Raw genomic sequence first — 21872 nt, forward strand, 5'->3', positions numbered from 1 at the left:
TTTGCCGGGGTTTTTTTTGGGATCGGGTCAATAAATTGCTCGCCTGGCCTTTGTGAACAGGCGGTAGCACCTTTTGTCGGGACGGTGCACGTGATCGTCTGGATCGGATGTCGTATTGAAGGTAGTTAATTCTCGCAGGCGCTTGAGGCCTCTTCAAAATGACGACCACCGATGATTTTCGATTCCACGCGCATGAACTGATCGTCGACCTCGACGCAGCCACCACTGAAATGATGAAGCTGATTTGCGCTCATCAACTGAACGGGGCGGAATGGGAGCGGGTCTCCAAATGGCAGCATGAAGCCTACGAAAGGTGGACGACCTATTTGAACGCAAGGTCGTACCCGGACCCCGGCGATCAGAATGCACCGCAATAAACAGCTCAATGATTGGATGTCTGCGCGATGACGCGCTACATTTCCCGTTTTAGGTTAAAGGAAGCATCATGCGGATGTTGTTTGGGGGAGTGGTGATGGCGGCGCTGTCGGGATGTTCGTTGCCTGCTTCGCTGGTACCGGGTGAGCCAAATGTCAGCAAGTACAGTGAAAAGCCGCCCAAGGAATACGCCGCCTGCGTGTTGCCGATCTGGCAGTCGCACGTCTCCAAGTCGGCCCAGATGGGCATTTCCAACGGCTACCGAATCACCGCCCCGAGCATTATCACGTCGGATGAGATTCTCGACATTGTGAAATCGAAGAGCGGTAGCCACGTCTCATTGTACCAAGGACCGCCGTGGGCCAAATCTGGCGCGTTGCGTCAGGCTGTGCGCGATTGCTTGTAGGAGCCGAAGGCAGAGTGAGCGCCCGTACCTGCTGCCCAATAGGTGCAGTCCCCCTTAAAAATGTGTGGATATTTAAAGGGTTATGATTTTTAGTAACTGGATAGTGAGTCATAACATCTTGTTACGAGGTGAAATATTCAGTAATATTCGCCCCGCGTTCACCACCACGGTTTATGCATTTTGAGTCCCGGGCGTCCATCAGCTGCCCGGGATTTTTTTTGCCCGGTATTTGTCCGGACAGATTTTTTTTTGAAATCAAGGGGTTGCCAGCCTTCGGATTTCAGTACATAATTCACGCCATCGAAAGCACTGACCGCTGAAAAAGCTCAATGTTTTCAAGGAGTTAGATCTTGAATCTAATTCCAAGTTTGTACGCGTTAGGTGTTGTGTTTCATGACATCAGATGCTTGAGGCCGAGTAGCAAAATGGTTATGCAGTGGATTGCAAATCCACCTACGCCGGTTCGATTCCGACCTCGGCCTCCACTTTAAACGAGCTCCGTAGATCTATGATTTACGGAGCTTTTTTATTGCCGCCACCTTGCAAGATTTAGTCTTGAAATGATCGTCGGCGAACTTGCTTCACCGGGGGCGGGTGTATATATTTCCCCCTCTGCAATACAAGCGTCAGGACTGCCAGGTTTTATGGGTCTGTCTTAAGACTGTTTGATCGCGCTACCGCCCGAATGGCGAAACTGGTAGACGCATGGGACTTAAAATCCCCCGCTCGTAAGGGCGTGCCGGTTCGATTCCGGCTTCGGGCACCATTTTAAATCAAGGGTTTGCCGGCGAAAGCTGATGCAAGCCCTTGTTTGTTTCTGGCTTCTGACTTTTTCGCTTTTCTTGCCTGAACGATAAAAAGCGGACAAAAAAATGGCCCGCATGCGGGCGGGCCAAGGGGGGTTCATCAGAAGGAGTAAGTGGACTGTACTGCTTCAGTTGTGAATGCCGTGTGAAATCCAAGTCAAAAAAATCCCAGCGCTCGGCTGGGTGACGTGAGACGGTTGGCCTCTCAGGCAAGGACGCACCCGGTGACACAATGGTCGCCGTTCATGCGTCCTGAACTTTCCAGTACCGCGGATTAAAAACGTCGCTCATCTAAACCGCGGCAATGGCCGGTCGACCGGTTTGAGCGACGACAATGTGTTGCGAATCAGTGGCGCGTCTCTCTCTACTTCGTTGAGACGATCACGAATTCTCAGCGCTGTCGGGTGGCCACCTTGATGGTCGACCCAGTCGGCGATTTCCTTGCACGCGGCTGCAAGGCGCGCCTGGCGAGTATCAAGCAAGGTGAGCAGGGTGGTGATGGACTCTTTTTCGGACATGGTGAACACCTCCGTTGAAGAAATCGTGTAATGGCAACATAAGCCCGCCGTGAGCGAGCGTTCTGCTGATGAAGCGCCAGTCCTTGAGCTACCCGTCAGTATAGACCGCGGGATCAGCCCTGCAGGACGGATACCAGCGACCGGGCATTCAATTGCTTACACTCACGCTCGGCGGCTTTTTCGGTGTCGAATCCGTCGCCAATGAAGCCCATGGTGCGAGTATCGACAATGCGATACCAGACTTCGGCTTCAGGTGGCGAGTGACTGGCTTCTCCGGCTCGGCGACCATGAATAATAATTTTGTTACACCGCTTCACGACGAAAATGTCTTCCATGGCCTCACCGAAGCTGATTTGTGTCCCCCCCAACTATAGAAGTCATTCGTCTTCCTGCAAAGAATGTACGGATCAACTCGTCGGTTCGGCGGCGGAGCGTAGTACTTGTACTGCGTCTGCCGATTCCATGGCCTTCTCCAGGAACATCGCCAGGGCCACTTCTTCGGCCTTAAGTCCTTTGCGCACTTTCGGCCGCGGCAACTGCTCAAGTGCACCCGCGAGGAAACCGTCCATCACGGCAGGGTGGATATAACATTTGCGGCACACGGCGGGCGTATTGCCCAGCTGCTGCGAAACGCTCTTCACCATTTCCACTACGTGACGCTTGGCGTCCGTTTCCGGCTGCCACTGCAACTTGCGTAATACCGACAAAGCCAGTGCACTGCCGGCCCAGGTGCGGTAATCCTTGGCGGTAAAATCTGCCCCGGTCAAAGTCTGCAGGTAGGCATTAACGTCGGAAGAACTGACCGTGTGGCGTTCGCCATTTTCATCCAGGTACTGAAAAAGATTCTGCCCCGGAATCTCCTGGCAGCGTTTGACAATCCGCGCCAGACGCCGGTCCTTCACCGTGATTTCATGCTCGACGCCGCTCTTGCCGCGGAACTGGAAGCGGATCGCGCTGCCGTTGATTTCAACGTGACGGTTGCGCAGCGTGGTCAGCCCATAGGACCGATTGTCCCGAGCGTACTGCGTGTTGCCGACACGGATCAGCGTCGCATCAAGCAAGGTAATCACTGTGGCCATGACCTTGTCGCGGCTGAACCCCGGTGCCTCCAGCAAGGCCTCGAGCTGCTTGCGCAATTTCGGCAGCGCCAGGCCGAACTGGTACAGGCGCGAGTATTTGTCGGCATCGCGCACTTCGCGCCAGCGTGTGTGATAACGGTATTGCTTGCGTCCACGGGCATCGCGCCCGGTCGCTTGCAGATGCCCGCGAGGGTCGGCGCAGATCCACACATCGGTATAGGCGGGAGGGACAGCGAGGGCATTGATGCGTTTCACTTCATCGGGGTCAGTTATGCGTTGACCGCTTGGGTCGAAATAGCAGAACTTGCCGCGCAATTTCTTGCGTGTGATGCCGGGCAGCGTGTCGTCAACGTAGTGCAGGTCGGGCGGGAGCCCGTCGAGTAGTGCGGAATCGGGCATGGCGGTAATCCTTGGCGAAGATCAAAGGGCCGATAAGCCATTGACCGCACGCCCTTGCAGTCGTGCCAGCGAATTTACGCCAGCACCGCCACGGCTTTGATCTGTGCCCAGAGTTGCTGGCCGGGGTGCACATTCAATTGATCCCGAGAGTAACGGGTGATGCGCGCCAGCAGCGGCGTGCCGGCCGCATCCAGGCGAATCAGCACGTGAGCGGTATTGTCGGCCGCCAGTTCGCTGATCACCGTCACCGGCAGGCGATTGAGAATGCTGCTGTGCTCGATACTTTGCAGGCTTAGGCTGATATCACGCGCCTGGACCTTGCAGCGCAGCGTCTGCCCAATGTGCATCGGCGTGTGCGCGACGCGAATGTTCAACGCCGTGCCGGGCAGTTGCAACGTCAGCAACTGGTAATCGGCGTCGTATTCACTGACGTGGCCCTCGATGACCACACCCGCGTCATCACCCATCGCCAACGGCAAGTCCAGTCGTGCCAGGGTTTCGCCGATAGGGCCGCTGGCCAGCGCTTTTCCGTCGCTCAGCAACACAATGTGGTCGGCGAGTCTCGCGACTTCATCCTGGGAATGGCTGACGTACAGCACCGGGATGTCGAGTTCGTCGTGCAGGCGTTGCAAGTACGGCAGGATTTCACTTTTGCGCTGAGTATCCAGCGCGGCCAACGGTTCATCCATCAACAGCAGTTCAGGGCTGGTGAGCAGCGCGCGGGCCATGCCGATCCGCTGGCGCTCACCGCCCGAGAGATTGTGCGGGTGTCGGTGCAGCAAATGGCCGATCCCCAACAATTCGGTGGCATGCGCCATGTTCACCCGGCGTTGTTGCTTGGGAACCCGTTTAAAACCGAACTCCAGATTGGCCTGCACGGAAAGATGCGCAAACAGACTCGCTTCTTGGAACACATAGCCCACAGCGCGCTTGTGTGGAGGGACGAAAACATGGTTGTCACTGTCCTGCCAGACGTCGCCATTGACCTGAATGAATGCACGTTCGGCACGTTCGAGTCCGGCGATGCAGCGCAGACAGGTGGTTTTGCCGGAGCCGGAATGGCCGTAAAGCGCCGTCACCCCACGGCCTGGCACTTGCAAGTCTACGTTCAGGGCGAATGAGGAATAGTTCACAGCAAGGCGCATATGGATCATTGATCAGCTCCAGCCTGCTTTGGTTTTACGGCTGGAATAGAGCGCCAGCAGCACAACAAACGAAAACACCAGCATTGCGCCGGCCAGCCAATGGGCCTGGGCGTATTCCATGGCTTCGACGTGGTCGTAGATCTGCACCGACACCACTCGGGTTTTGTCGGGAATGTTACCGCCGATCATCAGCACCACGCCGAATTCACCCACGGTATGCGCGAAGCCGAGGATGGCGGCGGTGATAAATCCCGGCCGTGCGAGTGGCAGGATCACGCTGAAAAACGTATCCCAAGGATTGGCGCGCAGCGTTGCTGCCACTTCCAAAGGCCGAGTGCCGATGGCGGAAAAGGCGTTTTGCAACGGCTGGACCACGAAGGGCATCGAGTAGATCACCGAACCAATCACCAGCCCGGTGAAGCTGAAGGTCAGCGTGCCCAGGCCCACCGCCTGCGTGAACTGACCGACGAACCCGTTCGGGCCCAGTGCAAGTAACAGATAAAAGCCGATCACCGTCGGCGGCAATACCAAGGGAAGGGCAACAATCGCGCCGACCGGGCCGCGCAGCCAGGACCGGGTGCGCGAGAGCCACAAGGCAATCGGCGTGCCGATGATCAGCAGGATGACCGTCGTCACGGAGGCCAGTTTGAAGGTCAGCCAGATGGCGGATAGATCGGCACTCGATAACGTCATTTAGAGTTGGTAACCGTAGGACTTGATAACCGCCGCGGCTTTTGGGCCCTTGAGGTAATCCACCAATGCTTTGGCGGCCGGGTTGTCTTTGCCTTTGTTGAGGATCACCGCATCTTGCTTGATCGGGTCGTGCATATCGGCCGGAACCACCCATGCCGAGCCGCCAGTGACTTTGCCGTCTTTGAAGATCTGCGACAAGGCAACAAAGCCCAGTTCCGCGTTGCCGGTGGAAACAAACTGATAAGTCTGAGAGATGCTCTGGCCTTCGACCAGCTTGGTTTTGACCTTGTCGGTCAGGTCCAGTTTGGCCAGTACCTGCTTGGCGGCCAAACCATAAGGCGCGGTTTTCGGATTAGCGATGGAGAGGTGCTGGTACTGGTTGTCGCTCAGGACTTTGCCATTGGCATCGACGTAATTGTCCTTGGCCGACCACAAGGCCAGGGCGCCGGTGGCGTAGGTGAAACGTGATCCCTTGACCGTGTCGCCCTCGGTTTCGAGTTTTTGCGGAGTACTGTCGTCGGCGGCGAGAAATACTTCGAACGGCGCGCCGTTCTTGATCTGGGTGTAGAACTGGCCGGTAGCGCCAAAGGAGGTGACCAGTTTGTGCCCGGTGTCTTTTTCGAAGTCTGCAGCGATGGCCTGGATCGGCGCGGTGAAATTCGCTGCGACGGCGACCTGGACTTCGTCTGCACTAGCAGTGCCGCTCACGGAAGCAGCAATCAGACCTGCCAGGCATAGTGGGGCGAAGCGTTTGGCGCGCGCGATCATGAAACGGCTCCGAATCTGAAAATGAGTGGTTCGCTGTATAGCGGAATATATAGCGAATATTTCCAGAAAGGAACGCGGATTTAGACGCACACCTGTAGCAGCTGCCGAAGGCTGCGTCTGGTTTGGTAGGTTTTGCGACAGGCGCATAGCCGGACGCAGCCTTCGGCAGCTGCTACATGGGGCGGTCGTTGGGCGAGCGCTTCCTTTGGATCAGTGCGACTCGCGTTCGAGCAACTGCCGTTTACGTTCGACACCCCAGCGGTATCCCGAAAGGTTGCCGTCGCTGCGCACCACGCGGTGACAAGGGATCGCCACGGCCAGGCTGTTCGCCCCGCAGGCTTGTGCCACCGCGCGCACCGCTTTCGGCGATCCGATGCGCAAGGCGATGTCGGCGTAGCTGGCGGTGCTGCCCGGCGGAATTTCCCGTAGCGCCTGCCAGACACGCTCTTGAAACGCCGTGCCGCGCACGTCCAGCGGCAAATCGAGACCGATGGCCGGCGCCTCGATAAAGCCGACAACTCGAGCGATCAACTGCTCGAAATCATGATCGGCGCCCACCAGTGTGGCCTGGCGAAACTTGTCCTGCAGATCGCACACCAGCTGTTGCGGGTCATCGCCCAGCAAGATCGCGCAAACCCCGCGAGCACTTTGCGCGACCAGAATGGCGCCCAATGAACACTGGCCGACGGCGAAACGAATTTCATTGTTCTGACCTTCGGCACGGTAATCGCCCGGCTTCATGCCCAGCATTTGCTCCGCTGCTTCATAGAACCGGCTGTTGGAATTAAAACCGGCGTCGTACAAGGCGTCGGTGATCGAACCGCCTTCACTCAAATGTTCGCGCACCTTGCGCGAGCGATGCGCTGTGGCGTAGCCCTTGGGCTTCAATCCCGTCGTAGCCTTGAACACCCGATGAAAATGGAAACTGCTTAAACCCGCGCCGGACGCCAGTTCACTGAGGGTCGGCAGATTTTCGGCCTGTTCGATCTGCCGACAGGCCGCGGCAACGGTCGTGGCATGCTGCAACGCAATCTCGCTCTGATCCTTTGCCGCTCGTTTGCTCGGACGATAACCCGCTGCCTGCGCTTGCTCAGGCGTATCGAAAAACTCCACGTTTTGCGGATTCGGCAAGCGGGCCAGGCTGCTGGGGCGACAGTAGACACCGGTGGTTTTCACCGCGTACACGAACTGGTCGTCCGCACGGGGATCGCGGGCGACCACGGCGGCCCAGCGTGGATCGGTTTCAGTGGCGACGGGTGTGGTTTGGCGTGTCATGGCTTCATGTCCGTTGACCTGTTTGATCCAGATTAATCAGCCGGCCAGCTCGCCGCACTCCAACTCTTGCGGTCAAACTCATCAATCATCGCGCCGTGCGAAATGTGAAGTTGATACGTTGCTCGCCCAAGCGAGGATGATGACCTTCCTTGATCGGCAATACGCCGTGATAGCGCAAGCGATCGACACCGCCCCAGACCACGATGTCGCCATGCAACAACGGCACCCGCTGGCTTTTATCGCTGCGCTCGAACCCGCCGAACAGGAACATCGCCGGCAGCCCTAGTGAGACGGAAACGATCGGCGCTGCGTAGGAAGTTTCGTCTTTGTCCTGATGCAATGACATCTTTGCTCCAGGAATATAACGATTGATCAGGCAGGCATCCGGCAGGAAATCGCTGAAACCGGCTTCCCGTGCCGCGGCCTGCGCCAGCTGCATGAACGCCTCCGGCATGGGCGGCCAAGATCGTCCCGTCTGCGGATCTTCACGGGAATAACGATAGCCACTGCGGTCGGTGGTCCAGCCCCAGGTGCCGCAGCTGCTCATGGCCGCGGACATCGTGAAACCACCGGGCGTGATCATTTGGCGGAAGGGTGCCGAGGTCAGAACTGTCTCCAGCGCAGGCAGAAGTCGTTCCAGCCACGGCAGGGCAAACCCGCGCAAAACGTAGGACTGTTCGCCAATTTTTTCATGCCGTGGCGGTTGTTCGGGCTCGGCGTCGGCAAACCGGTCGAAAGTGGTAGGTGTCATGGCTCATAACGCATCGTGAAAAATAATTCCCAGGGTATGGCGGTTACCACTGTTTAGGCGACTGACGCCATGCCTCATCGTCACTCGATAGTAGCCACGAACACCCTGAATAGGTCGCTGATTAACGGCGAAGATCAAGGCGTCGCCACGCTTCAGGCTGATCACTTGAGGGCGCGACTGCATGCGCGGCCGTTGTTCGGTGAGGACAAATTCTCCGCCGGTAAAGTCTTCATCCGGTTCTGAAAGGAGAATCGCCACCTGCAACGGAAACACCTGCTCGCCGTACACATCCTGGTGCAGGCAGTTGTAATCCTGCGGACCGTATTGCAGCAACAGCGGCGTGGGTCGTTCCTGACCGGCGGCATGGCAGCGCTCAATAAATGCCTCGTGAGCTTCAGGAAAACGGCCCGGCAGATTCATGTGCTCGTGCCAGCGGTTGGCGATGGGCACCAGCCGAGGGTAAAGCGAGCGGCGCAATCCGGCGACCCATTGCGGTAACGGATAGCTGAAATATTGATACTCGCCGCGACCAAATCCATGCCGGGCCATGATCACGCGCGAGCGGAAGAGAGCCGGTTGCGAATAGAGCGCGCTGACCGCACTGCATTCCTCAGTGCTCAGCAACGACCTGATAATGGCCCAGCCGTCCTGCTCGAGATGCTGTTCCACTCCCGCCCAGTCGATTGCTTCAAGCGAACGCGCGTCATACATTTACCGACTCCTGAATCCTTTGGATCAAGTCGTCAGTCTGGGATGTTGAAGCGGTAATTGAACCCCGGCACTTGCGGTCAAACTCATGGGGAGCGCGGGACATCCTGTCCATTGGTAAGCGTGTCGGTTACAGCGCTTTGCTCACGCTGATCTCGCTGATGACGTCCTCGCTCTCACCATGAATCTTGGCCAGCGCGGCTTTGGCTTCTTCTTCAGTGCCGTTTTCCAGCTGGGCGAATTCGAAGCGGCGTTCACCGTTGAGCTTGTATTTGATGACGTATTTGGTCGTCTGGGCCACGGTCATTCCTGCTTGCGTTGGCATCGGATATCAATCAGCTCAGTTTGGTAGTTGAGCGGCGGATGATCTTGATCGAGTGAGTCAGCGTCGGTTTGCGGGTCACGCTGATCGGGCGGCGATTGACCGTGTCGATGGTGATGTTCCAGAAACCGGTACTCGGTGCAGTAATTCGCGCCGGGAAGGTGTCGAACGCTCCGCCGTGGTAAGTATGGCGGCCGCCGTTTTTGAAACTGCGGAAGTTGGCGTCGTTCATCAAGCGGATGTTGCACATTTGCGAGCATTGAATGACGACGATGTCGTCCTCGTTGAGGTGCTCGCGTTGGTGAATAAATTTCATGAGGCGCCTCCAGAAGGGCTTTTTCTACAAAATCAAAACGATAGCATGGGCGATTGGCGCAGTTTATCAGCCCGAACAGGTTATTATCGGGTCGTCGAGCCCCGCTTTGACAATTTAAAACAGATATTCGGAATTCTATGAGCGATAAAAGCAGTGAGCCTCGGAGAAAACCAGCGTTGGTGCTGTCGGAGGGTGTTTATCGGAGGTTATCTATGAAGTGGGCGGCCTGGGCCTTGCCGGTAGCGTTATTGATAAGTGGCTGCGCGAGCGTCACCGAGATCAACGAGACACTGCCGACCATGAGCGTGATTTCTGGCAAGAAACCTCATGAGTACGCGCAATGCCTGAGCGAAAAACTGGCCAGCAGCCGCGGCGCTCTGCAGGTTGAGTCGCACAAGGATGGAGTGCGTGTCATCGTGCCGCAGAAATTTTCGTCGGACCCTGCTGCGGTGTTCGATATCGAAGAGCGTTCCGGTGGCAGTGGCATCAAGCTGCACGAGCGCATCTCCAATGTGCCGTTTCGGCCCAAGGATGTACCCAACGCAGCGACTGAGTGCATCTCCGGCTGATAAACTGCTCGTGATAAAAATAAATGCCGTCTAAGCCATGCTTTGACGGCATTGTCATTTCTGGAGTAGGGCATGAAGCGGGAACAGGTACGAGAGCAGCATGCGCAAGGACACGTTTGCGCAACTCATGTGATCCAGAATCCGGCAACGCCGGAGGAATGGATCGTATTTTTCAAGAAGAGCGCAGGTCGCAGTTTTTTTCTGGTCGATGACAACGATGAGGTCGAATCCTTCGGCCGTCTCGACGATTTGATCGAGACGGTGCGCGGCCTCGGAATCAAATTCGCCGAAATTCACATGTAGGGCAGGGCGCCCTACTTGCAGACCACCACGACGCTGCGGTTCTTGTAGTTGCCGACATCGACACCGAGGGTCTTATCGCTTTCCTTCGAGGATGGCGTTCCATCGGTGCCGACGATGCGATAGCCAGTGCCGGCGCACGATGCATCGGCTTTCTCATAGCAGGCGGCCCAGGAATTGGCTTCGCCGGAGCAGTCGATGGTCAGGCCGGTCTGGCCGTTGTCGAGGTAAGTTTTTTCAGAAGTTGCGCAGCCGCTCAGGGCCAGTATTGCGAACAGTGGCAAAAATTTAGTCATGTCGTGGTCATCGTCAATGTTGATGGGCTAAGCCTGTGACAGCGCTGGTGTCAAAAGGTTATAGCGAAAGGCCACTTCGTTTCAGGATTTCGTAAAAAAGCCCTGCGCTTGGCAGGGCTTGGTCGTGCAGGGGCGTGCGGAATCAGGTCTTGTCCTTGCCGCGCCGTTTGGGGGCCGGGTGCTCAAGCTCCAGTACGGAGGCTACCTCAATAGCCATTGCTTCGGTCGGGAACGGCCCGGCGATATTCTCGCCGCCAACGCCATCCACCCACCACTGCCCATCTTTTGCCTGATTGATCAGGAACCCGTTGACGCTTTTTGCTTCCGACATTATCTGCCTCGTTGGCTGGTTCAATTGCGCAATGATAGCGCCAAATGCACGTAACCGGTGCTGATGCGCGTATGGTGGTCCGGATGCGATGTCTTGAAACCGCCCGTGCAGGTTGGAATCTCTGCTATCTATAAAGGGCGGCGAAGTGATGCGGAACTATATGCGGAACTATCAGCCTGAATATTTCTCTATGATGGCATCGGTTAGCCAGCGCGGGGCATTGTAAGGTGCACGCCGCCTGATTAGACTGCGCCGAAACTCGTACACACAGCCCTTTCAAGGACTCATATGATCAAGAAATGCTTGTTCCCAGCAGCCGGTTACGGTACTCGCTTCCTGCCAGCGACTAAAGCCATGCCCAAAGAAATGCTGCCGGTGGTAAACAAGCCACTGATCCAGTATGGGGTTGAAGAAGCACTGGACGCCGGCCTGACCGAGATTTCCATCGTCACCGGTCGTGGCAAGCGTGCCCTGGAAGACCATTTCGACATCAGCTACGAGCTTGAAAACCAGATCAAAGGCACCGACAAGGAAAAGTACCTGGTCGGCATCCGCAAGCTGCTGGATGAGTGCTCGTTCTCCTACACCCGTCAAACCGAAATGAAAGGCCTGGGCCACGCAATCCTGACCGGTCGCCCGCTGATCGGCGACGAACCGTTCGCGGTCGTGCTGGCGGACGACTTGTGCGTCAACCTGGAAGGCGACGGCGTGCTGACCCAGATGGTCAAGCTGTACGAACAGTACCGCTGCACCATCGTCGCGATTCAGGAAGTGGATCCGCAGGAAACCAACAAGTACGGCGTGATCGCCGGCGAGCTGATTGCCGATGATCTGTACCGCGTGCGCAACATGGTTGAAAAGCCGGCCCCGGAAGATGCCCCGTCGAACCTGGCGATCATCGGTCGCTACATCCTCACCCCGGACATTTTTGACCTGATCAAACAAACCGAGCCAGGCAAAGGCGGCGAGATCCAGATCACCGACGCCCTGATGAAGCAGGCTAAAAACGGTTGCGTGATTGCCTACAAATTCAAAGGCAAGCGCTTTGACTGCGGTGGCGCTGAAGGCTACATCGAAGCAACCAACTTCTGCTTCGAGAACTTCTACAAGACTGGCAAGGCTTACTGATAGCGTTTGATCTGTTAGCGGCACTTAAAATGCCCCGACTTGTTCGGGGCTTTTTTTGGGCTTATGAAAAGTAAAATATTTCCAAGCGGAAATACTTATTGTGTTGCCTGGCTGCGAAGGGGGAGTCATTAATGGCGTCGTTTAGACCTTGGGCAAGGATGTGCTCGGGCTAATTTGTGATGCGCTCTGAGAGATTCCAGTTTCCTGATGTGACAGGGAGTCAAGTTAATGGCAGTGAACCGTAAGGCGTCACCCTTCGAAACAGCTATAAAACGTTGGTCAGGCCTATGCGTACTGATGCTGCCTGTATTGCTGGTAACCGTTGACAACACAGTCCTCGCATTTGCATTACCAAAGATTGCCGAGGCCCTGCGTCCGAGCGCTAGCCAGCAGTTATGGATGATCGACGCGTACTCGTTAGTCTTGGCAGGATTGCTTGTGTCGATGGGTAGTCTGGGCGATCGAATCGGCCATCGTAAGGTGTTGATGGCCGGGTCCTTGGGTTTTGCCATTGTGTCGGTGATAACTGCGTATTCCGATACTTCCACGCAACTGATTGCCGGGCGAGCTTGTATGGGCGTTTTCGGTGCAATGCTCATGCCCTCAACGTTGGCGTTGATACGTTCGGTATTCGAGGATCGAGAAGAACGCAGGCTAGCAGTTGCCGTCTGGGCGACGACGTTGACGGTCGGCTCGGCACTTGGGCCTTTAGTGGGCGGGGTGTTGTTGGAGTTCTTCAGTTGGGGATCAATTTTTCTGTTGGCGGTGCCTGTGTTGGTGCCACTGCTGATACTGGGGCCATTACTGTTGCCTGAATCCGAGCGAGATGCTTCAGGACCGCTCGATCCGGTAAGCATCCTGCAATCGATGGTGGCCTTAGGTGCCATTGTTTATGGCATCAAACACAGCGCCAGTAATGGTATCGACTGGATGACTCTGACTACATTTGCAGTAGGTGCGGTGGCAGGCAGGATGTTCGTGCGCCGACAGTTACGACTGCCAGTACCGCTTATGGACCTGAGTCTGTTCAAAAGTGGCACCTTTAGCGGCTCTGTCGCGATCAATTTGATGAGCCTCGCGTTTCTCGTGGGCTTCGTATTTTTTGCCACCCAGTACCTGCAAATCGTTCTTCATATGTCGCCCTTGAGTGCTAGCCTCGCGTTGGTCCCAGGTCAGATCATGGCCGTTATTGTGGGGATGGCGGTCGTGCCCGTTGCGCAGCGATTACGAGTGCACGTGTTGGTACCGATTTTGATGGCGTTCGCTGGAGCGGCATTTTTGCTGGTGGCCAGCATGGGCAGTAGTCTGATCGTTCTAGTGGCTGCTTTTGCGTTGCTGAACATTGGCGTAGGCGCGATCGCGACAGTGTCAAATGATGTGATTCTGTCAGCCGCACCGCCTACAAAGGCGGGCGCCGCCTCGGCCATTAGTGAAACGGCCTATGAAGTGGGAGTCGTGTTGGGGACGACTGTGCTCGGCGGTCTCGTCACTGCCTACTATCGTGGAGCACTGCAACTCCCGGGGTACCTCAGCGAGCTACAGATGATGCTGGCAACTGAGACGCTGTCTGGCGCCTATCATGTGGCGGCGGATTTGTCGGGCGATCAAGCACGCGAATTGATCGCGCAGGCAGGAAAGGCATTCGAAGGTGGAATCGGTTTGGTCTCATGGGTGGCTTTCGGTCTGGCACTCATGGCGATCTTGATCGCTTGGCGCACTCTGCGGGCACCAGAAACGCAATTTGTAGAAAGGCATTGATCGAAAACGAAAATCGAAATGTGCAGCAGCGATCAGCATTTCAGCGCAATGCTTGCTCAACGGCCGCCCGCGGGTATGCTGGTAACCTGCCGAGGAGATTGAAGATGGCCTACGATTTTGACCTTTATGTGATTGGTGCCGGTTCCGGTGGTGTGCGAGCTGCGCGGTTTGCGGCGGGGTTCGGCGCGAAAGTGGCCGTGGCCGAGAGCCGTTATCTGGGCGGTACCTGTGTGAACGTCGGCTGCGTGCCGAAAAAATTGCTGGTCTACGGCGCGCACTTCGCCGAAGACTTCGAGCAGTCTGCCGGCTTCGGCTGGACGTTGGGTGAGGCGCAATTTGATTGGGCGACGCTGATTGCCAACAAGGATCGCGAGATCAATCGTCTTAACGGTATCTACCGCAATCTGCTGGTCAACAGCGGCGTCACGCTGCACGAAGGCCACGCCAAGATCGTTGATCCGCATACGGTCGAGATCAATGGCGAGCGCCACAGCGCCAAGCACATTCTGGTCGCCGTCGGCGGCTGGCCGCAGATTCCGGAGTTTCCCGGGCACGAACACGCGATCAGTTCCAATCAGGCGTTCTTTCTCAAAGAGCTGCCCAAGCGTGTACTGGTCGTTGGTGGTGGTTACATCGCTGTTGAGTTCGCCGGGATTTTCCACGGCCTTGGCGCCGAGACGACCTTGCTCTATCGCGGCGACCTGTTCCTGCGTGGCTTCGACGGGGCCGTGCGCAAGCATTTGCACGAAGAACTCACCAAGCGTGGCATGGACCTGCAATTCAATGCCGACATCGAACGCATTGAAAAACTCGCTGATGGCAGCCTGAAGGCGACGCTGAAGGACGGTCGTGCGCTGGAAGCTGATTGCGTGTTCTACGCCACCGGTCGGCGCCCGATGCTGGATAACCTCGGGCTGGAAAATACTGGCGTCAAGCTCGACAAGAAAGGCTTCATCGAAGTTGACGAGCAGTATCAGACCGCCGAGCCGTCGATCCTGGCCCTGGGTGATGTGATTGGGCGTGTACAGCTCACGCCTGTTGCGCTGGCTGAAGGCATGGCCGTGGCGCGTCGCTTGTTCAAGCCTGAGCAATATCGACCGGTCGATTACAAGATGATCGCGACTGCAGTGTTCAGTCTGCCGAACATCGGCACCGTCGGTCTGACCGAGGAGGAGGCGCGTGAAGCCGGCCATGACGTTGTGGTCTTCGAAAGCCGCTTCCGCCCAATGAAACTGACCCTGACCGATTGCCAGGAGCGCACGCTGATGAAGCTCGTGGTCGACGGCAAGAGCGACAAGGTTCTGGGCTGTCACATGGTCGGGCCGGATGCCGGCGAAATCGTTCAGGGTCTGGCCATCTCTCTCAAAGCGGGGGCGACCAAGCGCGACTTCGACGACACCATCGGCGTGCACCCGACGGCGGCCGAAGAGTTCGTGACGATGCGTACGCCCGTCGCCGGTTAATCGTCCTTGTCGGCGTCTGCCGCTGTCGCAACGACAGCGGCCAGGCGCGCGCTTTCATCGAGGCTCGCCTGAGTCTTGAGTAGCGTGACCTCCAGCGTCTTATTGATCTGCGACTGTTCCTCGACGTTCTGCTTCAGCGACTGGCTTTCCAGCATCGCGGCGCGCAAGCGTTCCTGAAGGAGGGTGCGTTCGCTGTCGATGCGGTTGACCTGTTCCAGCAATTGATCCTGCCGGGTGTGCGTTTGCTTGAGTTGCTCCTGCAGCAGGCTCAGTTCGCGCAACGTGCCGCGATTCTCGGTCAGCAAGCGCTCGTTGTCGCGGTGCAGCTGGGTGATCTCGTCCTGCTTGATCAGCGCGCTTTGCTGGGCCTGACGCAACTCCATCTGAATCTGCTGCACCTGACCTTCGTGGCGGCGTTGCTCCTGTTCGCGCTGTTCTTTGACCGCGTTGCGATAGTGGTCCAGTGCATCACGCGCGTGCAGGTGTTTTTCTTCCAGCGAGCGGATTTGCTCTTCTTTGTCCTGTAAGCGTAATTCGAAATCGGCCAGCGCCTGGTTCAACCCGGCGTTGCGCGTCTGCTCGCTTTGCAGCAATGAGAGGGTGTTTTGCAGCGTGTCCGATTCCTGAGTCAGCGCCAGGGTTTGCACCTCGTATTGCTGCTGCAACTCGTCATTTGCTTCCTGTGCATCTGTCAGCTCGCTGGCCAGCTGTTGGCGTTGCTGCTCGAACTGTGCGCGCGCCTGATCAATAGGTTCCTGGGCTTGCTCTTTGAGGCGCCGTGCAAGGCGCGCAACAAGCGCAGCCAGCTCGTCGTCGATGGGTTCGGAGGAGGGCGCGTCGGGTTCTACGCCGTCGTCTAGCTCCTTCAAGTAACGATGAATAGTGGTTTTTGAACCGGTGTTACCCATCTCGATTCTTACAGCGTCGATGCTGGGGTGTTCGCCCCGAGCCAGAATCGCCAACCGTGCTGTTTGAACCACTGCTTTGTTAATGCCGCCGCGAGCCATGTGCTCTCCTACGATTTCGTACTGTGGTACGTACCACCTATGACGTAATGTACCATGACTACGTTAAAGAGAAGAACTGTAAGTTTCTAATACGGGATATACTGGTATTACCCAAGGTGAGGCCGTTAATCGCCTGCAAATGCCACGATCGATGTACACGGGAATCCAAAAGGCTAATTTCATGAGCGATCTGGATCGATACCTGGAAGCTGCCACACGCGATAACACGCGGCGCAGTTACCGCGCGGCCGTTGAACATTTCGAGGTGACCTGGGGCGGTTTCCTCCCGGCCACGGCGGACAGCGTTGCGCGTTACCTGGTCGCCTATGCCGGTGAGTTGTCGATCAATACCTTGAAGTTGCGCTTGTCGGCGCTGGGCCAATGGCACAACAGCCAGGGCTTCGCCGACCCTACCAAGGCGCCCGTGGTGCGCAAGGTCTTCAAAGGCATCAGGGCGCTGCATCCGGCGCAGGAAAAGCAGGCCGAGCCATTGCAGCTTCAGCATCTGGAGCAAGTGGTAGCCGCGTTGGAACTGGAAGCCGAGGTTGCAAGGTCAGAACACGACCAGCCTTCACTCCTGCGCGCCCGGCGTGACACGGCCCTGATCCTGTTGGGCTTTTGGCGCGGTTTCCGCAGCGACGAGTTATGCCGCGTGCACATCGAGCAGGTGCGCGCAGTCGATGGCTCAGGCATCACGCTGTACCTTCCGCGCAGCAAAAGTGATCGCGAAAACCTCGGCAAGACTTACCAGACCCCGGCGCTGCAACGGTTATGTCCGGTGCAGGCGTATAGCGCGTGGATTACCGATGCAGCGTTGGTCCGCGGCCCGGTGTTTCGCGGTATCGATCGCTGGGGCAATTTGAGCGAGGAGGGGCTGCACGCCAACAGCGTCATCCCGCTATTACGAAACGCACTTCAGCGTGCCGGTATCGCCGCCGAGCATTACACCAGCCACTCCTTGCGACGGGGATTCGCCAGTTGGGCGCATCAAAGCGGCTGGGACCTTAAATCCTTGATGAGCTACGTCGGCTGGAAAGACATGAAGTCGGCGATGCGCTACATCGAAGCGAGTCCGTTCCTTGGCATGGCGCGGCTTGAGGAAAAGGTCATGCCAGGCTAGAGACGCTTTTCTTCTATTAATAGCCTCGGCTAATAGCGAATACCCATCAACAGCATCAAGTTTGCCAATGAGCCATCCGTCCATCGAGTCGGTAGAGTTCACTCCATCAAGTTCTTAACCCCTGACGGAGAGTCACTGATGCCTATCATCAACAGCCAAGTTAAACCGTTCAAAGCAGACGCCTTCAAAAATGGCGACTTCGTGAAAGTGTCGGACGCTGACCTGAAAGGCAAATGGTCTGTCGTATTCTTCTACCCAGCCGACTTCACTTTCGTTTGCCCGACTGAACTGGAAGACCTGGCTGACAACTACGCCGAGTTCGAAAAACTGGGCGTCGAAATTTACAGCGTTTCTACCGACACCCACTTTGCCCACGCTGCCTGGCACAACACTTCGCCAGCCATCGGCAAAATCCAGTACACCATGATCGGCGACCCGACCCACGTCATCTCTCGCAACTTCGACGTACTGATCGAAGAAGCTGGTCTGGCTGACCGTGGCACCTTCGTGATCAACCCTGAAGGTCAGGTCAAAATCGTTGAATTGAACGATGGCGGCGTTGGCCGTGACGCTTCCGAGCTGCTGCGCAAAATCAAGGCTGCTCAGTACGTTGCTGCTCACCCAGGCCAGGTTTGCCCAGCCAAGTGGAAAGAAGGCGAGGCCACTCTGGCTCCGTCCCTGGACCTGGTCGGCAAGATCTAAGTCTGTGACGCGCACCATCAGGGCGGAACTCCGCACCTACTAAGTAAGCTGCACCGCCCTCAAAAAACGCCCGGGCGAGATTCGCTCGGGCGTTTTTTTATGTCTATGTCAAAAGGAAATCGCCCGTATGTTGGACGCCACTCTTAAAGCCCAGTTGAAATCGTACCTGGAACGGGTCACCCAACCGATCGAGATCGTTGCTTCCCTCGACGACGGTGCGAAATCCCGGGAAATGCTCGAAATGCTGAAAGACGTTTCCAGTCTTTCCACTCAAATTACTCTGCTCGATAACGGTGACGATAACCGTAAGCCATCGTTCTCGATCAATCGCCCCGGTGCCGATATCAACCTGCGTTTCGCCGGCATCCCGATGGGTCACGAATTCACTTCGCTGGTGCTGGCCTTGCTGCAAGTCGGCGGCCACCCATCGAAAGCCAGTGCTGAAGTCATCGAACAGATTCGTGCGCTCAAAGGCGAGTTTAGCTTCGAGACCTACTTCTCGCTGTCCTGCCAGAACTGCCCGGACGTGGTCCAGGCGCTGAACCTGATGGCCGTGCTGAACCCGAACATTCATCACGTCGCTATCGACGGTGCGTTGTTCCAGGCCGAGGTCGATGAGCGTCAGGTCATGGCGGTGCCGAGTGTCTACCTCAATGGTGTCAACTTCGGTCAGGGTCGCATGGGTCTGGAAGAAATCCTCGCCAAGCTCGACACCAGCGGCATCGAACGTCAGGCCGAGAAGATCAGCGCCAAGGACGCTTTTGATGTGCTCGTGGTTGGCGGCGGCCCGGCAGGTGCCTCGGCGGCAATCTACGCTGCGCGTAAAGGCATTCGCACCGGCGTTGCGGCTGAGCGTTTTGGCGGGCAGGTGTTGGACACCATGGCCATCGAAAACTTCATTTCCGTGCAGGAAACCGAAGGGCCGAAACTGGCCAGCGCGCTGGAAGAACACGTCAAGCAGTACGACGTCGATATCATGAATCTGCAGCGTGCCACTGCGCTGATCCCGGCGAAAAATCCTGGCGAACTGCACGAAGTGCGCTTCGAAAGCGGCGCGACGCTAAAAACCAAGGCGCTGATTCTGGCGACCGGCGCTCGCTGGCGTGAAATGGGGGTTCCGGGGGAGCAGGAATACAAAGCCAAAGGCGTCTGCTTCTGCCCGCATTGCGATGGTCCGCTGTTCAAAGGCAAGCGCGTTGCGGTGATTGGCGGCGGTAACTCCGGCGTTGAAGCGGCGATCGATCTGGCCGGTATTGTCAGCCATGTCACGTTGCTGGAGTTCGACAGCAAGTTGCGTGCGGATGCTGTGCTGCAGCGCAAGCTGTTCAGTCTGCCCAACGTGGACGTGATCACCAGTGCGTTGACCAGTGAAGTGAAGGGCGATGGCCAGAAGGTCAACGGTCTGGTTTACAAAGACCGCGATTCGGGTGAGTTCACTACGATCAACCTGGAAGGCATTTTCGTACAGATCGGTTTGCTGCCCAACACTGACTGGCTCAAAGGCACCATCGAGCTGTCACCTCGCGGCGAGATCATTGTGGATGCCCGCGGTGAAACTTCGATGCCCGGCATATTTGCTGCCGGTGACGTGACCACCGTGCCGTACAAGCAGATCGTGATTGCGGTGGGCGAGGGCGCGAAGGCTTCCCTGAGCGCATTCGATCACCTGATCCGGTCGTCAGCCCCGGCGTAAACACCCCGACGCTGAAAACACAAAACCCCATGAGCGATCATGGGGTTTTTTGTTTCACGCCAGGAATTACATCGCTGCAGGCTGAATGATCTCGACCCAGTAAGCATCCGGGTCCTTGATGAAGGCCAGGCTTTTCATGCGGCCATCGTTGAGGCGCTTCTGGAAGTCGCAGCCCAGCGCTTCGAAGCGCTCGCACGCGGCCACAATGTCTGGAACCGAGATGCAGATGTGGCCGAAGCCGCGTGGGTCGGTGTTGCCATTGTGGTAGGCAAAATCCGCGTCGTTTTCGGTGCCGTGGTTATGCGTCAGTTCGAGAATGCCGGGGATCGACTTCATCCATTCGGTGCGAGCAGCCGCGTCGGCCGGGATCTGGTTTTTGTCGACCAGTGCGAGGAAATACAGGCTGAATTCCGCTTCCGGGAAATCACGTTTCTCCACCAGCGAAAAACCGAGTACGCGGGTGTAGAAGTCCAGCGACCTGGTGATGTCCTTGACCCGCAGCATGGTGTGGTTGAACACGAATTTCTGGGTCGCGGTGTCGGGTTGGGCGGTGACGCCCGGGACGTTGTTCAGTTCTTGCAGGCTCATGGGCCCTCCGGAAAATAGTTGGGGCTGTCGATGCGTCAATGATACGCAAGGGCGCCTGCATCACCAAACGCAAACCGCCAGCTATTGCCTGTCCGTCGCGTGAGGCTCAGACTTTGACGGTCAATTCACGAGTGTCTTCCCGCGATGATTCGATTCCATCAAACTCTGTTTGTGCTGATTTGCCTATTGTCCGGGGGCAAGGCTGCGCTCGCCGACACACCGTTGATCAGTTGGCCGAACGGCTGGGAAGTCGAGGCAGTGCCGCAAGATGACGCCTCACCCAAGGTGTCCCGCCAACGGGCGGTCAAAAACGATGCGGGAGGCACGCCGGTGGTCGTGATGGAGCTGACCATGACGCCAGTCGCGAGCGACCATCAGGTCAATCTCCAAGGGGTGTTGCTGGAGATGCGCAAGTCGGTGCAGAAGGATTTCTTTCAGAGCGGTTATCAGAGTGTTTGCAACAAGATTCACCCGGCCACCCTGAGCCGACTGACAGCACTGGAAACTACCTGCACCATTACGCAGAACGGGCGGCATGTACTCTCGCAGACATTGGTCGCGGCAGTGGATGCTGACAAGGCCTATGTTTTGTCGTATGCAGGTCAGGCTGGAGCTTACAAGGCGAGCCAGGTCGAGATAGAGGCTGCACGTAACAGTCTAAAACTTTAATGACAGGCATTTTTCGGGTGGTTTTGTTCGCGTAGATAACTGCTTAGAAAATTAGAATAAAGTTGTCCCCCGATTCGAAAAAAATCCTGGTCAGCTCGTCGCCTTTAGAAGAAGTTCATGAAAGGCCCTGCACATACAGGGCTACTGCGAGTGACTGTTGTACTCAACCGCGCAACCAGGAATCGACGGTGGACGCGCCGTACTTTTCCTTCCACGCTTTCAGGCCGCGATGATTGCCGCCTTTTGTTTCAATCAATTCGCCAGTGTGTGGATTCTGATACACCTTGACCACGCGCGCGCGGCGGGTTTTCGGTGCGGCAGACTGTTGCAGGCCTGATTTCGCCGGATTCGGATCGAGAATGGCAACGATGTCGCGCAAACTCTTGCCATAGGTTTTCATCAGTCCCTGGAGCTTTTCTTCGAATTCGATTTCTTTCTTGAGCCCGGCGTCGTTCTTCAGGGATTCCAGCTGCTTGAGCTGTTCTTGAAGAGCCTTTTCAGCTGCACGGAATTCAGCGAGTCTGGACAATATCTTTACTCCAATAATGGGTTTGGCTGATACCAACCGCAAACAAAGCTACAAGCCAAGAGCCTTGAAGCGACTCGGTGATAAGAGGCTCATCCGCCCATCTAGGGCAGGTACCAAAAAATTGTAGTAGTTAATCAGCAAAGAGTAAATCTTGACCT

27 protein-coding genes and 2 tRNA genes are annotated in these 21872 nt (G+C 56.7%); 13 read left to right on the forward strand and 16 right to left on the reverse strand.

Going from position 1 to position 21872, the window contains the following annotated elements:
- Window positions 1-158 precede the first annotated feature (158 nt).
- The 4 genes from DU29_RS0101085 (at window position 159) to DU29_RS0101100 (ending at window position 1547) form a co-directional block, all read left to right on the forward strand.
- On the forward strand, window positions 159-377 hold the full coding sequence (locus DU29_RS0101085) for a hypothetical protein (protein ID WP_028620022.1): 219 nt from the start codon (window positions 159-161) through the stop codon (window positions 375-377).
- Window positions 378-445: 68 nt separating this feature from the next.
- Complete coding sequence (locus DU29_RS0101090; RefSeq protein ID WP_028620023.1) at window positions 446-781, forward strand: hypothetical protein; 336 nt, start codon at window positions 446-448, stop codon at window positions 779-781.
- A 411-nt stretch (window positions 782-1192) separates the two neighbouring features.
- Window positions 1193-1266 (forward strand) — tRNA-Cys (locus tag DU29_RS0101095).
- A gap of 194 nt (window positions 1267-1460) precedes the next feature.
- Window positions 1461-1547, forward strand: a tRNA-Leu gene (locus DU29_RS0101100).
- Between the two features lie 327 nt (window positions 1548-1874).
- Here DU29_RS0101100 and DU29_RS0101105 read toward each other — a convergent pair.
- The 11 genes from DU29_RS0101105 to DU29_RS0101155 all read right to left on the reverse strand — a co-directional run bounded on the left by DU29_RS0101105 (window position 1875) and on the right by DU29_RS0101155 (window position 9561).
- Complete coding sequence (locus DU29_RS0101105) at window positions 1875-2105, reverse strand: hypothetical protein (RefSeq protein ID WP_028620024.1); 231 nt, start codon at window positions 2103-2105, stop codon at window positions 1875-1877.
- Between the two features lie 113 nt (window positions 2106-2218).
- Window positions 2219-2440 carry a hypothetical protein gene (locus tag DU29_RS0101110; RefSeq protein WP_028620025.1) on the reverse strand — a complete coding sequence of 74 codons (222 nt, stop codon included), beginning with the start codon at window positions 2438-2440 and terminating at the stop codon, window positions 2219-2221.
- Between the two features lie 72 nt (window positions 2441-2512).
- Window positions 2513-3583, reverse strand: coding sequence for a DNA topoisomerase IB (locus DU29_RS0101115; RefSeq protein ID WP_028620026.1), 1071 nt, complete (start codon window positions 3581-3583; stop codon window positions 2513-2515).
- Between the two features lie 74 nt (window positions 3584-3657).
- Complete coding sequence (gene modC, locus DU29_RS0101120) at window positions 3658-4737, reverse strand: molybdenum ABC transporter ATP-binding protein (RefSeq protein ID WP_028620027.1); 1080 nt, start codon at window positions 4735-4737, stop codon at window positions 3658-3660.
- Window positions 4738-4740: 3 nt separating this feature from the next.
- Window positions 4741-5421 carry a molybdate ABC transporter permease subunit gene (modB, locus tag DU29_RS0101125; RefSeq protein WP_028620028.1) on the reverse strand — a complete coding sequence of 227 codons (681 nt, stop codon included), beginning with the start codon at window positions 5419-5421 and terminating at the stop codon, window positions 4741-4743.
- Complete coding sequence (gene modA, locus DU29_RS0101130; protein WP_028620029.1) at window positions 5422-6189, reverse strand: molybdate ABC transporter substrate-binding protein; 768 nt, start codon at window positions 6187-6189, stop codon at window positions 5422-5424.
- A 210-nt stretch (window positions 6190-6399) separates the two neighbouring features.
- Entirely contained in the window at window positions 6400-7464 is a 1065-nt protein-coding gene (gene ada, locus DU29_RS0101135) for a bifunctional DNA-binding transcriptional regulator/O6-methylguanine-DNA methyltransferase Ada (RefSeq protein WP_028620030.1), read from the reverse strand.
- An 85-nt stretch (window positions 7465-7549) separates the two neighbouring features.
- Complete coding sequence (alkB, locus tag DU29_RS0101140; RefSeq protein WP_028620031.1) at window positions 7550-8215, reverse strand: DNA oxidative demethylase AlkB; 666 nt, start codon at window positions 8213-8215, stop codon at window positions 7550-7552.
- A 3-nt stretch (window positions 8216-8218) separates the two neighbouring features.
- Entirely contained in the window at window positions 8219-8926 is a 708-nt protein-coding gene (locus DU29_RS0101145) for a 2OG-Fe(II) oxygenase (protein WP_028620032.1), read from the reverse strand.
- Window positions 8927-9053: 127 nt separating this feature from the next.
- On the reverse strand, window positions 9054-9224 hold the full coding sequence (locus DU29_RS1000000132905; RefSeq protein WP_162472726.1) for a hypothetical protein: 171 nt from the start codon (window positions 9222-9224) through the stop codon (window positions 9054-9056).
- Window positions 9225-9258: 34 nt separating this feature from the next.
- Window positions 9259-9561 (reverse strand): DUF1883 domain-containing protein, encoded by a 303-nt coding sequence (locus tag DU29_RS0101155; RefSeq protein ID WP_028620033.1) that lies wholly within the window; start codon window positions 9559-9561, stop codon window positions 9259-9261.
- A gap of 212 nt (window positions 9562-9773) precedes the next feature.
- Between DU29_RS0101155 and DU29_RS0101165 the strand changes: the two genes are divergently transcribed.
- Together DU29_RS0101165 and DU29_RS0101170 are read left to right on the forward strand one after the other, a co-directional pair.
- Window positions 9774-10130, forward strand: coding sequence for a hypothetical protein (locus DU29_RS0101165; RefSeq protein WP_028620034.1), 357 nt, complete (start codon window positions 9774-9776; stop codon window positions 10128-10130).
- Window positions 10131-10202: 72 nt separating this feature from the next.
- Window positions 10203-10433: a hypothetical protein gene (locus DU29_RS0101170; protein WP_028620035.1), complete on the forward strand. Its 231-nt coding sequence runs from the start codon at window positions 10203-10205 to the stop codon at window positions 10431-10433.
- A gap of 11 nt (window positions 10434-10444) precedes the next feature.
- On the opposite strand, the gene DU29_RS0101175 is transcribed toward DU29_RS0101170, so the two are convergent.
- Window positions 10445-10726, reverse strand: a complete 282-nt coding sequence (locus DU29_RS0101175; RefSeq protein WP_028620036.1) for a hypothetical protein — start codon at window positions 10724-10726, stop codon at window positions 10445-10447.
- A gap of 142 nt (window positions 10727-10868) precedes the next feature.
- Entirely contained in the window at window positions 10869-11057 is a 189-nt protein-coding gene (locus tag DU29_RS0101180; protein WP_028620037.1) for a hypothetical protein, read from the reverse strand.
- Window positions 11058-11345: 288 nt separating this feature from the next.
- Between DU29_RS0101180 and galU the strand changes: the two genes are divergently transcribed.
- The 3 genes from galU to gorA all read left to right on the forward strand — a co-directional run bounded on the left by galU (window position 11346) and on the right by gorA (window position 15406).
- A complete protein-coding gene (gene galU, locus DU29_RS0101185; protein WP_028620038.1) occupies window positions 11346-12185 on the forward strand; it encodes a UTP--glucose-1-phosphate uridylyltransferase GalU in 840 nt (279 codons plus the stop codon).
- 228 nt (window positions 12186-12413) lie between these two features.
- A complete protein-coding gene (locus DU29_RS0101190; RefSeq protein WP_028620039.1) occupies window positions 12414-13943 on the forward strand; it encodes an MFS transporter in 1530 nt (509 codons plus the stop codon).
- Window positions 13944-14047: 104 nt separating this feature from the next.
- Window positions 14048-15406 (forward strand): glutathione-disulfide reductase, encoded by a 1359-nt coding sequence (gene gorA / locus DU29_RS0101195; protein WP_028620040.1) that lies wholly within the window; start codon window positions 14048-14050, stop codon window positions 15404-15406.
- Here gorA and DU29_RS0101200 read toward each other — a convergent pair.
- The gene (locus DU29_RS0101200) at window positions 15403-16413 is read right to left on the reverse strand and encodes a DNA-binding protein (RefSeq protein WP_028620041.1); all 1011 of its coding nucleotides are present in this window, start codon (window positions 16411-16413) and stop codon (window positions 15403-15405) included. The genes gorA and DU29_RS0101200 overlap by 4 nt on opposite strands.
- A 181-nt stretch (window positions 16414-16594) precedes the next feature.
- On the opposite strand from DU29_RS0101200, the gene DU29_RS0101205 reads away from it, so the two are divergent.
- From DU29_RS0101205 to ahpF, 3 genes are all read left to right on the forward strand, one after another.
- Window positions 16595-17533, forward strand: coding sequence for a site-specific integrase (locus DU29_RS0101205; RefSeq protein WP_028620042.1), 939 nt, complete (start codon window positions 16595-16597; stop codon window positions 17531-17533).
- 138 nt (window positions 17534-17671) lie between these two features.
- On the forward strand, window positions 17672-18235 hold the full coding sequence (gene ahpC, locus DU29_RS0101210; protein ID WP_028620043.1) for an alkyl hydroperoxide reductase subunit C: 564 nt from the start codon (window positions 17672-17674) through the stop codon (window positions 18233-18235).
- Window positions 18236-18362: 127 nt separating this feature from the next.
- Window positions 18363-19928 carry an alkyl hydroperoxide reductase subunit F gene (ahpF, locus tag DU29_RS0101215; RefSeq protein ID WP_028620044.1) on the forward strand — a complete coding sequence of 522 codons (1566 nt, stop codon included), beginning with the start codon at window positions 18363-18365 and terminating at the stop codon, window positions 19926-19928.
- Window positions 19929-19994: 66 nt separating this feature from the next.
- On the opposite strand, the gene gloA is transcribed toward ahpF, so the two are convergent.
- Window positions 19995-20516: a lactoylglutathione lyase gene (gene gloA / locus DU29_RS0101220; RefSeq protein ID WP_028620045.1), complete on the reverse strand. Its 522-nt coding sequence runs from the start codon at window positions 20514-20516 to the stop codon at window positions 19995-19997.
- Window positions 20517-20660: 144 nt separating this feature from the next.
- Here gloA and DU29_RS0101225 point away from each other — a divergent pair, with 144 nt between their 5' ends.
- Window positions 20661-21185 carry a DUF4946 domain-containing protein gene (locus DU29_RS0101225; RefSeq protein WP_028620046.1) on the forward strand — a complete coding sequence of 175 codons (525 nt, stop codon included), beginning with the start codon at window positions 20661-20663 and terminating at the stop codon, window positions 21183-21185.
- Between the two features lie 163 nt (window positions 21186-21348).
- Here DU29_RS0101225 and DU29_RS0101230 read toward each other — a convergent pair whose 3' ends face one another.
- Window positions 21349-21714 carry a histone-like nucleoid-structuring protein, MvaT/MvaU family gene (locus tag DU29_RS0101230; protein ID WP_028620047.1) on the reverse strand — a complete coding sequence of 122 codons (366 nt, stop codon included), beginning with the start codon at window positions 21712-21714 and terminating at the stop codon, window positions 21349-21351.
- Between the last annotated feature and the right edge of the window lie 158 nt (window positions 21715-21872).

The organism is Pseudomonas sp. Ant30-3 (genome assembly GCF_000690905.1).
Taxonomy (GTDB): domain Bacteria; phylum Pseudomonadota; class Gammaproteobacteria; order Pseudomonadales; family Pseudomonadaceae; genus Aquipseudomonas.

Bases quoted from the DNA above. Each gene is read 5' to 3' on its own strand.
- DU29_RS0101085 (WP_028620022.1), top strand. From the start codon at position 159: ATGACGACCACCGATGATTTTCGATTCCACGCGCATGAACTGATCGTC.
- DU29_RS0101090 (WP_028620023.1), top strand. From the start codon at position 446: ATGCGGATGTTGTTTGGGGGAGTGGTGATGGCGGCGCTGTCGGGATGT.
- DU29_RS0101105 (WP_028620024.1), bottom strand. From the start codon at position 2,105: ATGTCCGAAAAAGAGTCCATCACCACCCTGCTCACCTTGCTTGATACT.
- DU29_RS0101110 (WP_028620025.1), bottom strand. From the start codon at position 2,440: ATGGAAGACATTTTCGTCGTGAAGCGGTGTAACAAAATTATTATTCAT.
- DU29_RS0101115 (WP_028620026.1), bottom strand. From the start codon at position 3,583: ATGCCCGATTCCGCACTACTCGACGGGCTCCCGCCCGACCTGCACTAC.
- modC (WP_028620027.1), bottom strand. From the start codon at position 4,737: ATGATCCATATGCGCCTTGCTGTGAACTATTCCTCATTCGCCCTGAAC.
- modB (WP_028620028.1), bottom strand. From the start codon at position 5,421: ATGACGTTATCGAGTGCCGATCTATCCGCCATCTGGCTGACCTTCAAA.
- modA (WP_028620029.1), bottom strand. From the start codon at position 6,189: ATGATCGCGCGCGCCAAACGCTTCGCCCCACTATGCCTGGCAGGTCTG.
- ada (WP_028620030.1), bottom strand. From the start codon at position 7,464: ATGACACGCCAAACCACACCCGTCGCCACTGAAACCGATCCACGCTGG.
- alkB (WP_028620031.1), bottom strand. From the start codon at position 8,215: ATGACACCTACCACTTTCGACCGGTTTGCCGACGCCGAGCCCGAACAA.
- DU29_RS0101145 (WP_028620032.1), bottom strand. From the start codon at position 8,926: ATGTATGACGCGCGTTCGCTTGAAGCAATCGACTGGGCGGGAGTGGAA.
- DU29_RS0101155 (WP_028620033.1), bottom strand. From the start codon at position 9,561: ATGAAATTTATTCACCAACGCGAGCACCTCAACGAGGACGACATCGTC.
- DU29_RS0101165 (WP_028620034.1), top strand. From the start codon at position 9,774: ATGAAGTGGGCGGCCTGGGCCTTGCCGGTAGCGTTATTGATAAGTGGC.
- DU29_RS0101170 (WP_028620035.1), top strand. From the start codon at position 10,203: ATGAAGCGGGAACAGGTACGAGAGCAGCATGCGCAAGGACACGTTTGC.
- DU29_RS0101175 (WP_028620036.1), bottom strand. From the start codon at position 10,726: ATGACTAAATTTTTGCCACTGTTCGCAATACTGGCCCTGAGCGGCTGC.
- DU29_RS0101180 (WP_028620037.1), bottom strand. From the start codon at position 11,057: ATGTCGGAAGCAAAAAGCGTCAACGGGTTCCTGATCAATCAGGCAAAA.
- galU (WP_028620038.1), top strand. From the start codon at position 11,346: ATGATCAAGAAATGCTTGTTCCCAGCAGCCGGTTACGGTACTCGCTTC.
- DU29_RS0101190 (WP_028620039.1), top strand. From the start codon at position 12,414: ATGGCAGTGAACCGTAAGGCGTCACCCTTCGAAACAGCTATAAAACGT.
- gorA (WP_028620040.1), top strand. From the start codon at position 14,048: ATGGCCTACGATTTTGACCTTTATGTGATTGGTGCCGGTTCCGGTGGT.
- DU29_RS0101200 (WP_028620041.1), bottom strand. From the start codon at position 16,413: ATGGCTCGCGGCGGCATTAACAAAGCAGTGGTTCAAACAGCACGGTTG.
- DU29_RS0101205 (WP_028620042.1), top strand. From the start codon at position 16,595: ATGAGCGATCTGGATCGATACCTGGAAGCTGCCACACGCGATAACACG.
- ahpC (WP_028620043.1), top strand. From the start codon at position 17,672: ATGCCTATCATCAACAGCCAAGTTAAACCGTTCAAAGCAGACGCCTTC.
- ahpF (WP_028620044.1), top strand. From the start codon at position 18,363: ATGTTGGACGCCACTCTTAAAGCCCAGTTGAAATCGTACCTGGAACGG.
- gloA (WP_028620045.1), bottom strand. From the start codon at position 20,516: ATGAGCCTGCAAGAACTGAACAACGTCCCGGGCGTCACCGCCCAACCC.
- DU29_RS0101225 (WP_028620046.1), top strand. From the start codon at position 20,661: ATGATTCGATTCCATCAAACTCTGTTTGTGCTGATTTGCCTATTGTCC.